The 13,243-nt window shown below is 43.8% G+C and carries 7 protein-coding genes; 2 read left to right on the top strand and 5 right to left on the bottom strand.

Features of this window, described 5'->3' with window-relative positions:
• The first annotated feature begins 10 nt into the window (after window positions 1–10).
• Window positions 11–1,975: a DUF3826 domain-containing protein gene (locus tag BSAG_RS04235; protein ID WP_008771000.1), complete on the top strand. Its 1,965-nt coding sequence runs from the start codon at window positions 11–13 to the stop codon at window positions 1,973–1,975.
• A 202-nt stretch (window positions 1,976–2,177) separates the two neighbouring features.
• Window positions 2,178–2,969 carry a patatin-like phospholipase family protein gene (locus BSAG_RS04240; RefSeq protein ID WP_004314458.1) on the top strand — a complete coding sequence of 264 codons (792 nt, stop codon included), beginning with the start codon at window positions 2,178–2,180 and terminating at the stop codon, window positions 2,967–2,969.
• Window positions 2,970–3,048: 79 nt separating this feature from the next.
• On the opposite strand, the gene BSAG_RS04245 is transcribed toward BSAG_RS04240, so the two are convergent.
• The 5 genes from BSAG_RS04245 to BSAG_RS04265 all read right to left on the bottom strand — a co-directional run bounded on the left by BSAG_RS04245 (window position 3,049) and on the right by BSAG_RS04265 (window position 13,211).
• Entirely contained in the window at window positions 3,049–3,936 is an 888-nt protein-coding gene (locus tag BSAG_RS04245; RefSeq protein ID WP_004314459.1) for an SDR family NAD(P)-dependent oxidoreductase, read from the bottom strand.
• Window positions 3,937–4,049: 113 nt separating this feature from the next.
• Window positions 4,050–7,910, bottom strand: coding sequence for a family 78 glycoside hydrolase catalytic domain (locus BSAG_RS04250; RefSeq protein ID WP_008017797.1), 3,861 nt, complete (start codon window positions 7,908–7,910; stop codon window positions 4,050–4,052).
• A gap of 129 nt (window positions 7,911–8,039) precedes the next feature.
• Window positions 8,040–9,506, bottom strand: a complete 1,467-nt coding sequence (locus BSAG_RS04255; protein WP_008771001.1) for a glycoside hydrolase family 140 protein — start codon at window positions 9,504–9,506, stop codon at window positions 8,040–8,042.
• 20 nt (window positions 9,507–9,526) lie between these two features.
• Window positions 9,527–10,729, bottom strand: coding sequence for a glycoside hydrolase family 105 protein (locus tag BSAG_RS04260; RefSeq protein WP_008771002.1), 1,203 nt, complete (start codon window positions 10,727–10,729; stop codon window positions 9,527–9,529).
• Window positions 10,730–10,742: 13 nt separating this feature from the next.
• Window positions 10,743–13,211 (bottom strand): glycosyl hydrolase family 95 catalytic domain-containing protein, encoded by a 2,469-nt coding sequence (locus BSAG_RS04265; protein ID WP_008771003.1) that lies wholly within the window; start codon window positions 13,209–13,211, stop codon window positions 10,743–10,745.
• Window positions 13,212–13,243 lie beyond the last annotated feature (32 nt).

The following is a 13,243-nucleotide window of genomic DNA, read 5'->3' as shown; positions in this document are numbered from 1 at the left end:
TTAAAAATAAATGAAACGAATCCTTTTTACTATGCTTCTTGCCGCATCTCTTTCGGCCGAAGCCCAGACGCAAACATACGAGACGGAATTTGCCCGTCCCTTGAATGAAGTACTGACGGATATACAGAACCGTTTCGGAGTCCGTTTGAAATATGACATTGATACGGTGGGAAAAGTGCTGTCTTATGCCGATTTCCGTATTCGTCCTTATTCCGTGGAAGAATCCTTGACGAATGTATTGGCACCTTTCGATTATAAATTTGTTAAGCAGAAAGGAAATATGTATAAGCTGAAAGCATACGAGTATCCACGTCGTACAGATGCAGACGGAGAGAAGATGCTGGCTTATCTGAATACACTCTATACAGACCAACAGTCCTTTCAACTTCGTGCCGATTCTCTGAAAAAAGAGGTACGTCAGCGTTTAGGTATTGATACTTTGTTGGCTCAATGTGTCAAAACCAAACCTATTCTTTCAAAGATACGTAAGTTTGATGGCTATACCGTGCAGAATTTCGCACTTGAAACACTTCCCGGATTATACATTTGCGGTTCTATCTATACGCCCCAATCGAAAGGAAAACATGCGTTGATAATCTGCCCTAACGGACATTTTGGTGGCGGACGTTATCGGGAAGACCAACAACAACGTATGGGAACTTTAGCACGTATGGGAGCTGTTTGTGTAGACTATGATTTGTTCGGATGGGGAGAGTCGGCTTTGCAAGTTGGCAGTGCGGCACACCGTAGTAGCGCGGCGCACACTATTCAGGCAATGAACGGCTTACTGATTCTTGACTACATGCTTGCTTCCCGTAAGGACATTGATACCAGCCGTATCGGTACGAATGGCGGTTCGGGTGGAGGTACCCATACTGTATTGTTGAGCGTATTAGATGATCGTTTCACCGCTTCAGCTCCGGTAGTGAGCCTGGCTTCTCACTTCGACGGTGGCTGTCCCTGCGAAAGCGGAATGCCTATTCAACTATCTGCAGGAGGAACCTGTAATGCGGAATTAGCCGCTACTTTTGCTCCTCGTCCACAACTGATCGTATCGGATGGCGGCGACTGGACGGCCAGTGTTCCTACTCTTGAATTTCCTTATCTGCAACGAATCTACGGATTCTACCAGGCAAAAGATAAAGTAACGAATGTACATCTTCCCAAAGAGAAACATGACTTTGGTCCGAATAAGCGGAATGCCGTTTATGACTTCTTCGCAGAAGTATTCAAATTGGATAAAAAGATGTTGGATGAAAGCAAGGTCACCATTGAACCGGAATCCGCTATGTATAGTTTTGGTGAAAAAGGAGCTTTGCTTCCTGAAGGCGCCATCCGTTCTTTTGACAAGGTAGCTGCTTATTTTGACAAGAAGGCTTATGCTAATTTAAAATCAGATGCTTCTCTCGAAAAGAAAGCCATCGACTGGGTAGCTTCTTTAGAATTGAACGATGATAAAAAGGCAGGTTTTGCAGTAACTGCCATTTATAATCATCTTCGTAAAGTGCGTGACTGGCACAATGAGCACCCTTATACAACAATCCCCGAGGGTATCAATCCTCTGACAGGCAAACCGCTTTCCAAGCTCGACCGTGAAATGATTGCAGATTCTGCTATGCCGAAAGAAGTGCATGAAAGGCTAATGAAAGATTTACGCAGAGTATTGACGGAAGAACAGATTGAACAAATCCTGGATAAATACACGGTAGGTAAAGTTGCTTTTACCTTGAAAGGTTATCAGGCCATTGTGCCCAATATGACGGAGGAGGAAACGGCTTTCGTTCTAGAACAGTTGAAACTGGCTCGCGAACAGGCTATTGACTACAAGAATATGAAGCAGATTTCTGCTATCTTCGAAATTTATAAAACCAAATGCGAACAGTATTTTAATGAGCATGGTCGCAACTGGCGTCAGATGTTCAAAGATTATGTGAATAAGCGAAACGCAGAAAAGAAGGCTCAAGGAAAGAAATAAAATGAAGGTAAACCCTTAACCTCCTACATAACCGGAAAATCTCCGGGATAATAGAAGAATATAATAGAGCTATGCTTTGCAACTGACAAAGCATAGCTTTATCATATCTAAAGCTATGCTTTAGTTCCCCTAAAACACTGCTATAATTTATTTCTTCACGATTACTAAACATCTTTTTCGCAGAAAATGTGTTATTTTGTAGATGGCTAACAGAAATGTATATGATATGGATAAGCAGAAAGTAGCATTAGTCCTTTCCATGGGGGGAGCACGTGGAATAGCACATATAGGAGTAATTGAAGAATTACTTCGTCACAACTTTGAGATTACTTCCATTGCAGGAAGTTCCATGGGAGCAATGGTGGGAGCAATGTATGCTTCAGGAAAAATGGAAGAATGTAAAGAATGGCTGTTTAGTTGGGACAAACGCAAGATGTGGGAATTGGCGGATCTTACCTTAAGCCGGGATGGATTAGTGAAAGGTGACCGTTTCATTAAAGAACTGAAACAAATTATTCCGGACATGAATATCGAAGACCTGCCTGTCCCTTATGTAGCGATGGCTACGGATATTGTCCGCGATCAGGAAGTCAGGTTTGACAGAGGGAGCTTACATGAAGCTATCCGTGCGTCTATTTCTATCCCTATGCTTTTCCGTCCGTTGAGAAAAGACGGTATGGTATTGATTGATGGAGGTATTCTGAATCCTCTTCCATTGAGTCATGTGCAACGCACTGAAGGAGACATTCTGATAGCTGTCGATGTGAATGCACCCATTGATACCGGAAAGAAAAAGAAAGTATCTCCTTATAATCTGTTGACAGAATCTTCCAGAATGATGATGCAGCAAATCACCCGTTACCAGATAGAACGTTGTCGGCCGGATATCTTAATTCAAATTTCCGGCGATACGTATGATATGTTGGAGTTTCATCATGCTGCTTCGATAGTGAAAACAGGAGTGGAAGTTGCTCGAAGAATATTAATGCAATAAATAGTGGATACTATCGTATTTGTTATCGTGCCCAAAAGACCTTAACAAATACGATAGAATTCATTAAAGTGATAGATTTTTATTCAATATAAATCATCTTTTTCGTCATTCCCCCGTCAATAGTGATGTTTTCTCCATTGATGAAATCATTGTTTTCCTCGCAGAGAAACAAACACATGCGGGCAATATCTTCCGGTTTGCCTACCCGCCGGGAAGGATGCTGTGAATGGTCTTCCGGCTGGAGTTGCCCATAATCATGAGTCTGTATCCATCCCGGAGCAATGGAATTTACGGTGATATTCCATTCGGATAAAGACAAAGCCAATGCATGAGTCAAAGAATAGATACCACCTTTTGACGCTGCATAACCTTCACTTCCCGGTTCACTCATCAGATAACGTGTAGAGCAGATATTTACAATTCGGCCGTATGGGTTGGGAGAGGGCTGCTTTTTACGATGGATGGCAAGCAGCCGGGAAGTGATGAATACAGGACGCAGGTTAATAGAAAGAATTTTGTCGAAATCTTCTACACTTGTCTCTGTGATAGAAGAAAATTTGCTGATACCGACGTTGTTGACAATAATATCAATATCGTTCCATTCGGCAAGAATGGTTTGCATACAACTTTCAAGTGCGTTTTTATCACTTACGTCGACCTTATGGAATGTAGCCCCGGTTGCCTTCGCAGTCTCCTGTCCCGATGTTTCGTTTATATCACAAAAGGCAACTTGATTTCCAGCTAGGCAAAAAGCTTCTACTATTGCTTTGCCTATTCCTTCCGCTCCGCCTGTTATAAATACTCTTCTTTTTGAGTCTTCCGGTTTTGAAACCGTTGAAGTGTGAGACTTCGATTCAGCCGGACGTACTGCTGTTAGTTTCTTCTTACCATATTTTTGTGCTTGTTTCCAAGCAGCTTTTCGGGCTTCGTATTGTTCCTGTTGTCTCTCTATATAATTATCTGCCATCGTTATTTTTTATTTATTGGCAAATGTAAAGTATAAAATGGATAAATACAAGAATCGACCGCTCTTTTGCGGGCAAAGGAGCGGTCGATTTCATTCGGATGATCGTTCAATATTTAAAACTTCGTCGGATCTATCTCTGCATATTTAATTCGTTGACGGCGCCATGTGTAAATGGCATGCAACTTCCCGTCTTTCCCCTGAATAATGCTAGGGTAAGAGTATTGGCTGATTGGACTATCTTCTAATGTAAGAACAGGTTGCCAATTGATACCATCTTCTGAAACGGCCACACAGAGCGGAGTACGCGGACCTTTCGGAGTTCCGGGCAATGTAGAGAAATTATTGTAGATAAGGATATGTCTACCGTCTTTCATTGTCACGGCATCCGTACCGGAATTATTATTCGGGACATTCAGCAGCGTTACTTTACTCCATGTGTCACCATTATCACTGCTCCACGCAGTTGCTACCTGTGCGTTACGTGTACGACAGAGTATCTGTAATCTTCCGTCCTTATGCTTCAGAATACTGGGTTGTATTGCATAAACAGGTTTGGCTCCTTCTCCTTTGATCGCTTCTCCGCCTTCTTGGTCATCCACATTCACACCTCCCTTTTTACGATTTTGGGTGGGGACAGATAACTCGGCATCCAGTGGTCCGACCATCTTCCAGGTCTTGCCTTTATCATCGGAAATCTCGAAATGGACACGCCATCCGTTACTTCCTTCCGTACTGGAAGGGCAGATGATACGCCCATTGATATATTCCGGTTTATTCTTAATAGGTCCAAGAAAACCTTTCGGAAGCGCTTCGCGTTTGCTCCAGGTTTTTCCTCCGTCGCGTGAACGGACAAGCCATCCTGTCCAGTCGCTCACTTTCAAACCTATTTTATAAAACAGAATCAGGTCACCTCCGGGAATCTGGAAAAGAACCGGGTTCCAGCAAGCTTTTCTGCGGGCAATAAGTGTTCCTTTTGCATCTTTCACCGGGGTACAGGTTGAATCGATTCCGGCTAATACTGCTTGTGGGTCTTTGAGTGAAAACACACCATCGGCAGCAAGTTTGGGGGTGGTCCATTCTTTAGAGCCTTTAGGTTTACGACATACCCAGATGCAACAATCCGGATTGCGCTCTTTGGTTCCTCCGAAGAAAGAGGCTACGAGATCACCATTTTTCAGCTCTACTATCGTAGCTCCGTGACATTCGGGGAAAGAAGCGTTTTCGTACAGGAATTCATCAGTCAGAATAGCCGTATTCCGGGTGGGAATGTCTACACTGAAATGATATTTTCCTGATCCGATTTTTTCTTTCCGTCCATCCGGAAGATGTACTTCCCCCGTCGTATTGGCGGGAAGTTCGATATCCCATTCCAAATGTGTGGGAGTCTTTGTCCATCGGCTGGTTATTTTTCCGTAGATACTCATGTACGATGCATCCACGTTACTCAACTCCTGAATTTCAAAAGCCGGCTGGAAGACGATATGCTTGTAACCGGACTTCCAGCGGTCCGCACGGATACCTGCCAGGTTATTGAAGCACCAAGGCAATAAATCACCTAAAAGCATCACATGATTACCGCTATTCATTTCAGGATTTGCCGTATCACCGTTCCATAACTCCCAAATAGTGGTAGCACCTTTTTCAACCATATATCCCCAGGAAGGATATGTTTTATTGGTAGCCAGTAGATAAGCTACATTGGCATGGCCGCGACGGCTCAATTCACGCAATAACCATTGTACGCCGATCACTCCGGTACTTATATGTCCCTTGTTGGTTTTAATAATGGAAGTTACGGCATTTTTAGCTACTTCATTGATGTAGTTCTTTGGCACCAGACCAAAAGCAAGTGGCAAGATATTGGCAGTAACTGTGTTGTTACCATAGAAAATACTATCCGGATATAAGGTATGTCCCGGTACGGGAGAGGTACCTTCCTTTACGTGAAGAAAACGGGCATTGAATGCGTCTTTCATGCGATGTTCCAAATCTTCCCATTCTTCTGCGTCAGCTTTCAGCCCTTGCAAGCTTGCAAAGCGGTGCATCAGTTGTAATACCTTCAGATAATAAGCCGTTGCGATCAAAGCTCCGTCAGTCTTGCGGGAAGGGTCCTTACTATGAATTAACTCCAGTGATTCGGGCGGAACGCACCAGTCACCATATTTATCTTTGGTGATGATAAAATCTTCTGTCATATAGTATTCCCGGATATGAGATACCCACTTCTTGATAGCCGGATAATTCTCTTCGATCGGACGTTTATCTCCAAAGTTTGTGAAAAGCATGTCGCAGGCCATTGGTAAAGCGGCAGGCCAGGTCACATTGTCCGAGTAGTAGTTCCAGTATGCCGGGGCTACATCAGGAATACAGCCGTCTTCCCGTTGTGCTTCGCGGATGTCACGCGTCCATTTGGTATACATGGCGTAATTATCGAAAAGCATGCTTTCTCCCCAACAGCCCATGGTACGGTCACCCAACCATGGTTGGCGTTCATTCCGTTGCGGACAGTCAACCGGCATCCCTTTATAGTTGCTCCGGATTCCCCAAAATGCATTACGGATAATCTTATTCAGAGTTTCGTCAGAACAGTTGAAAGTACCGATATGCTCCATTTCATCTTCTACTACTTCGGCAACGAAATCTTCTGCCTTCGCATTCGGATAACCGCTGACTTCTACATAACGGAACCCATGATAAATAAAACGAGGTGCCCAGGTAGCATCTTTTGTTTCGCGTCCGCTGACAACATATACATCTGTAGAACGGGCATCCCTGAAGTTTCTTGTATAAAGTTCGCCATTGTCTTGCAGACTTTCTGCAAAACGGAGACGGATGCTATCGCCAGCCTGTCCTTTTATCCGGAAACGTACCCAGCCCGCCATATTCTGACCGATATCCAGGATATATTTGTTACCGAGCTTTTTAATAGAAACGGGCTTCAGGGTTTCTGTAACTTTCATGCCCGGCATCATTTGTGCACGCAATGTTCCTGAAGGAATACTGACACGTTGGGCCGGCATCCAGTTTTTGTCATCATATCCGGTTTGAGTCCAGGCTCCTAACTCTTTACGGGCATCATATTCTTCGCCATCATATTCATTATTGCTACGGATAGGACCTTCAGTAGTCAATTTCCATGAAGTGTTTGTAGCAATCGTTTCTTTGCTGCCGTCTGCATATTCCACAATCAGATTCAACCGGAGTTTAGGATAACCGAAAGTCGGTATCTTATACGGTTTATAGTTCTGACGCATCGTATAGAAGCGACCATTTCCAAGAGTTACTCCAATAGCATTTTCTGTTTGAAGCAGTGAAGTAACATCGTATGTGTTGTACAGAATTGTTTTCCGGTAGTCGGTAGGAGCAGGTGCCAGTACTTGATTGCCGATGCGTTGTCCGTTGATAAACAACTCGTACAATCCCATTCCGGCGATATGTACTGTGGCACGTTTCACACTTTTCTTTACTGCAAACTCTTTACGGAGATAACGGGCTGCCAAACGGCTCCATTGTGTTTCGCTGTCTCCGGGAGCGGTCCTGTCCAAGCCGATCCATTGCCCTTGCCAGTCCGCTTCATTAAATAGTCCGGTGGTCCAGAAAGCCGGAGCACTCCAATTCGTTGCGCCTTTGTTGGTGTCTATTTTTACTTTCCAATAGTAGGGGGCATTACATTTTAATGTTTTTCCCTGATAAGTGATCCATTGAGAAGCGTCAGATTCAATCTTTCCTGAATCCCAAATATCTCCTTTTCCTTGTTCCAATAGCTCCGGGGAAGATGCGACAAGAATGTGATACGCAGTTTGTATCACATTCTGTTCATCCGATTCGATGCGCCAGCTCAATCGGGGTTGGCGCACATCGATACCTGCCGGATTTTTCAACTGCTCCGTTCGCAGGTCAGTTATACCTATGGCTGCGTATAGTGAACCTGCAAAGAGCAGAAGAAAGAAAAATGATACTATTCTTTTATTCATAAGTATGTTCTCATAATTCGTTTATATAATAAATTTAGGCACGGATTGCATGGATTAACGCTGTCGTTTTACTTATCTGTCATTCTGAAAGCCGTGAAATCCGTGTAATCTGTGCCTAATAATACAAAATTATTTAGCCCATTTTTGTTGTGCATTTGGTAATTCTGTCCAGGCCTTCTCTACATAGTTCTTACTACTATCCACTACAATCAGAATATGATCGTTTCCACTGCAATAACCACTGTCGTGCTGGAATTTGTGCACTCCGTTATCAAATTCTCCGATGTATTCCAGTTTACCATCTTTCGTGGTGTACCACCAGGCATTCTTTTTTGCGCCGCTAATCTTGCTGAAATCAACTTCCATCGGACGTCCGGTATAGTTGTATACCATCAGATAATCATTTCCACGTGTAGCGATAGCGCGGTCATAACGTTCTCCATTCTGTCCTGTGATGATAGACTGATCGGGTATGCGTTCGAAGAACGGGAAAGTCAACATCAGGTTTTTCAGATACTTCATCTGATTGTAGCCCGGATCATTCAACGCATCATACCAAGGTTTCTTTGCACCATAAGCACCACCTACACCCGGTTTGATAAATTGCATGATGGAATTATGACCGTAAGTATGTCCGAAAGAACCTGCAAATACAGACCAATAAGCATAACGACGTACGTCATAATCCTTCCACAACAGTTCGTTTTCATCGTGCAGACCATGAGGTATTTCTTCATAGATCGGTTCACCGTCAATCACAGGCTTCATGGGTTTCATGGCCAGGCTGCGTTCTACAAAACGCCAGTTATCTTCTTCCGTATTTTCTTCGATAGGGTAGTCACCATCTCCGAAACGTTGCCCGTAGCGACGATGTCCGCTTTGAAACATGTTGAAATCCAACCAGGGAGCGTTATTGAACCAAGTTGCGGAAGTTGTTCTTCCACGTGGATGGAATGTCATCAGGTGATTTTTGTCGATAGCTTTGATAGAGGTTGCCAAAGCTTCCCATTCAGCAGTTTTCACGTCGCCACGGATATCTCCACCGATAAACCAGATAATATTCGGTTCGTCCTTATAACGCTCTGCCAAAAACTTGCCGTATGCTTTTGCCTGTTCTACAGTCATCTCGCCCCGGTTCACCGGGCTTCCCCAAATGCAGACCATGCCGATATACTGACCTTTCTTGGCTGCTGTACGGATAATGTAATCCATGTGATCCCAATAACCGTATACGCCTTTTTGATTGATGTTTTTGAAGTTGTATCCGTCAATCATCGAATATTGTCCGTAGATATTCATAGACGGAACATTATTCAACGTTTGAACCTGAATCACGTTGTATCCACGACGTTTGCATTGTTCCAGGTAATATTCGGCTTCATCCCGGTTCAAGCGTTCAGGCAATAGCCAACCGGTTTCTCCTAACCAAAAGAAAGGAGCACCGTTTTCGTGTTTCAGGTAACGTCCCTCTTCGGAAACTACGAGTTTGCCGTTGTCCCAGGGGATATACGTCTTTTGTGTTTTCTTCTGTGCTGCAGCCGAAGTTGCCATTGTCAATAGCAGCAACAAAAGGGGAAGAATCTTGAATTTTCTCATTGTATTTTATCGTTTTTAGTTTATTTTTTAGTCATTTTCTCATACTCAATAGCAGCCAAGATGAATGAACCTACCGATTTCGGATCATTTTCTATGATCGGTTCACTGATATAATACTCAAATGAGCCGTCACGATATCTTTTTGAATCTCCGCCCAATCCTGCAACAGCACAGCAATTGGTAATTGTATAGCTGCCATCCTCTTCCAAACGGGTAAATGTCTTTACCATTCCGTCAAAGGCTTTTTGTGTCGGTTCGATATACTCGTTGCCAATATATCCTTTATTGATAGCTTTGGCAAGCGTATAGATAAACAGGGCAGTGGCAGATGATTCCAAATAATTACCTTCACGTGCTCCCTGATCGGTTACCTGATACCAGGTTCCGGATGAAGGATCTTGGTATTTCACAATCGCTTTTGCCAATCCCTGTAGAATTTGTATAATGCTGTCACGTCCGGCTGTTTCCTGTGGCAGGAAGTCCAGTACATCTACAATAGCAGCTCCATACCATCCGATACTGCGACTCCAAAAATTAGGAGAACAACCTGTTTCAGGATTTGACCATTTCTGTTCGCGACTTTCATCCCATCCGTGATAAAAAAGCCCTGTTGCAGGATCATAAGTCTTGCTATTTATCAAAAGAATCTGTTTTGTTGCTTCGTCAAATAAAGCGGGCTCATTAAAAGTAGCACCATATTGAACCAGATAAGGAGAAGCCATAAAAATTCCGTCCAGCCACATTTGATGAGGATATCTCAATTTATGCCAGAATCCTCCCTCACTGGTACGGGGTTGCTCTGCCATTTGCTTGCGCAAAGTATCCATGGCTATTTTGTAACGTTCGTCTCCGGTCTGTGCGTAAAGATCGAAAAGAATCTTTCCACCGTTGACATTATCAATATTGAATGAAAGATATTTCATGGTTTTGATATGTCCGTCAGCATCGATCAGACTATCTGCATATATCTTGGCATACTCATAATATACGCTGTCCCCGGTATGTTTCCATTCTTCCAACATGGATTTCACTACTAATCCGTGGGTATATCCCCAGCGTGGTTTTTTAGCTTTTTCAATCATCCAGGGTTCGGGGAAACGTTTCATTTCGGAGCGTGCCATGCGTTCACTCCATTTTTCCGTTTCTGTTTTTTGAGGTGCTGCGCAAGCTAGGAAACAAGCAGTTCCACAGGCGACAATCAGTTTCAATAAGTTTTTGTTCATATCGGTCGAGTTATTATTTTTCAATCAATACATATTCTTTTCCTGCTTTGGTAGGTAGGTCATAGAGGTATGTCTCTGCAATTTCCACTTTGTTCAAGTTGGCCTTTTCGTTAATCAATGGCTCCGGAATGGTGGGGACTGCATAAAGAGGGTTCGGATTTTCACCTTTGGCACGCTTCAAGCCATTCCCGGTTAATGGGTTGAGCGAACGTAAACGACAATTTCCTCCCTTATGAGATTTGACAACCAGCCGGCTGACTTTCCCGTTTTTCCAACTCAAATCAAGTTCGAAACCTCCACGGGCAATGATTCCTTTGATAGAACCTGCTTTCCAAACGGTAGGCAGTGCGGGAAGCAAATATATAAAACCGTCGTAGCTTTGCATCAACATCTCTGCAATGCCTGCGGCACAACCAAAGTTTCCATCAATTTGAAATGGCGGATGCGCATCGAACAGGTTAGGGTAGGTGCCTCCTTTTTTCTTTTCATTGCGTACGAGAGTCAGCTGGTCAGTTATCAGCTTGTAGGCGTGGTCACCATCAAGCAGGCGTGCCCAAAGGCAAACTTTCCATCCCATGCTCCACCCGGTCGACGGGTCGCCACGGTGAATCAGAGAAGTACGTGCTGCATCAAATAATTCAGGAGTACGGTAAGGGGAAATCTGATTGCTGGGGAAGAGTCCGTACAAATGAGAAATGTGACGGTGTACGTCCTTCGGATCATCCCAGTCGAACATCCACTCTTGTAATTGCCCCCAATGTCCCACCTGCATGGGAGCCATTTCTTTGAGACGTTGTGTCAGATGAGAGGCAAACTCCTGATCTGTATCCAGTATTTGAGAAGCAGATATAATTGCTGTCCAAAGATCGAAAATCAATTGGTTGTCCATGGTGCATCCGGCAGCTGTAGTAGCTTTCCCGTTACTTCCCGAATGTACATTCTCCGGTGAATTACTGGGGCAGACTACCAGCCAGTTGTGTACGGGGTCTTTCACCATAATTTCATCAAAGAAACGTCCGGACTCTTTCAGTATCGGATAGACAGAACGCAGGAATTCCACATCTCCGGTGTATAGATAACGCTCCCAAAGATGTCGGCAAAGCCATGCGCCACCACTGGGCCACATACCCGAAGGAGCTTTGTCAACTGCTCCTGTAATACGCCATATATCCGTGTTATGATGCAACACCCATCCGTTGGCTCCATACATAATCTTAGCCGTCTCTTTACCTGTGTCACTCACTTCTTTTATCAGACGGAATAACGGTTCATTCAGTTCACTTAGATTCGTTACTTCCGAAGGCCAGTAATTCATTTCCAAATTGATGTTACAAGTATATTTGCTATCCCAGGAAGGGAATAATTTGTCATTCCAAATTCCTTGTAAATTGGCGGGTTGTCCTCCCGGTTGGGAAGAACAGATCAACAAATAACGTCCGAATTGAAAATAGGTGGCAACCAGATGTGTGTCATTGGTGTTTTTGAAATTCTCCACACGCTTATCGGTGGTTACATTCGCATATTGGTCTCGTCCCAAATCAAGAGAAACGCGTGTCAGATATTGTCGGTAAAAATCAACATGATTCTTCTTCGATTCAATGAACGGATGAACCATTGCTTTCGCCAAATAGTTCTTTGCCCGCTCTGTCTGATTACCGGTGATATCTTGATAGTTGTTGAAATTAGTTGCAATGGATACATAGATAACCGCTTCGTCGGCTTTCTCAACAGAAAGTATTCCATCGGCACAAGCTATTTTCCCACCTTTATTTTTAGCAGTCAATCTGCCTTGAAATTCTACTTTCCCTTTCAATCCTTCATGCAAGGAAGAGACTCCCGAGAGTGTCACACAGTTTCCCTCTTCAGAAGCGATCATAACATCCTGGTGAGGGGAAGTGAGTTGTGCATTGAAAGTAATTTGTCCAGGACGATTGGCGGTCAGTCGTACCATTACTACCTGATCGGTGAATGAGGTGATCGTTTCGCGTTGATACTGCACTCCGTCTACTTCATAACGTACGATTGCACGTGCGGAATCCAGACTTAATTCCCTGTAATAATTGGAATAACGTGTATGACCTGGAAAAGCGATTCGCAGGTCACCAAAACTTTGGTATGGCATTCCTGAATTAGTCTTTGCCATCACCTTCTCTGTGGCCAGTGTCTGTGCTTCAAGATATTTTCCGGCAAAGACCAGCTCACGCACTTTCGGAATATATTCCAGTGCATCCGGATTGGCGTTATTATTGGGACGTCCCGCCCAAATGCTTTCTTCGTTTAGTTGTATTTGTTCTGTGCCTGGTGTTCCATATACCATGGCCCCCAAACGACCATTCCCAAGGGGTAATGCCTCGGTCCATACCTGTGCGGGACAGTCGTACCATAGCTTGTATTCGGGTACAGAAGACTTCTGTTCCTGCGCCTGAATACAACCAACAGACATCGTGACGAACAGATATCCGATTAATCTCTTTTTATTCATTTCCTTCCAATTGCTTTTATACTTTTATAAAA

Origin of the sequence: Bacteroides sp. D1 (assembly GCF_000157095.2) — a bacterium.
GTDB lineage: Bacteria > Bacteroidota > Bacteroidia > Bacteroidales > Bacteroidaceae > Bacteroides > Bacteroides xylanisolvens.
This window is presented reverse-complemented; position numbering and strand designations above follow the sequence as displayed.

Coding starts and splice junctions, on each gene's coding strand:
- BSAG_RS04235 (WP_008771000.1), top strand. CDS start 11: ATGAAACGAATCCTTTTTACTATGCTTCTTGCCGCATCTCTTTCGGCC.
- BSAG_RS04250 (WP_008017797.1), bottom strand. CDS start 7,910: ATGAATAAAAGAATAGTATCATTTTTCTTTCTTCTGCTCTTTGCAGGT.
- BSAG_RS04240 (WP_004314458.1), top strand. CDS start 2,178: ATGGCTAACAGAAATGTATATGATATGGATAAGCAGAAAGTAGCATTA.
- BSAG_RS04265 (WP_008771003.1), bottom strand. CDS start 13,211: ATGAATAAAAAGAGATTAATCGGATATCTGTTCGTCACGATGTCTGTT.
- BSAG_RS04245 (WP_004314459.1), bottom strand. CDS start 3,936: ATGGCAGATAATTATATAGAGAGACAACAGGAACAATACGAAGCCCGA.
- BSAG_RS04255 (WP_008771001.1), bottom strand. CDS start 9,506: ATGAGAAAATTCAAGATTCTTCCCCTTTTGTTGCTGCTATTGACAATG.
- BSAG_RS04260 (WP_008771002.1), bottom strand. CDS start 10,729: ATGAACAAAAACTTATTGAAACTGATTGTCGCCTGTGGAACTGCTTGT.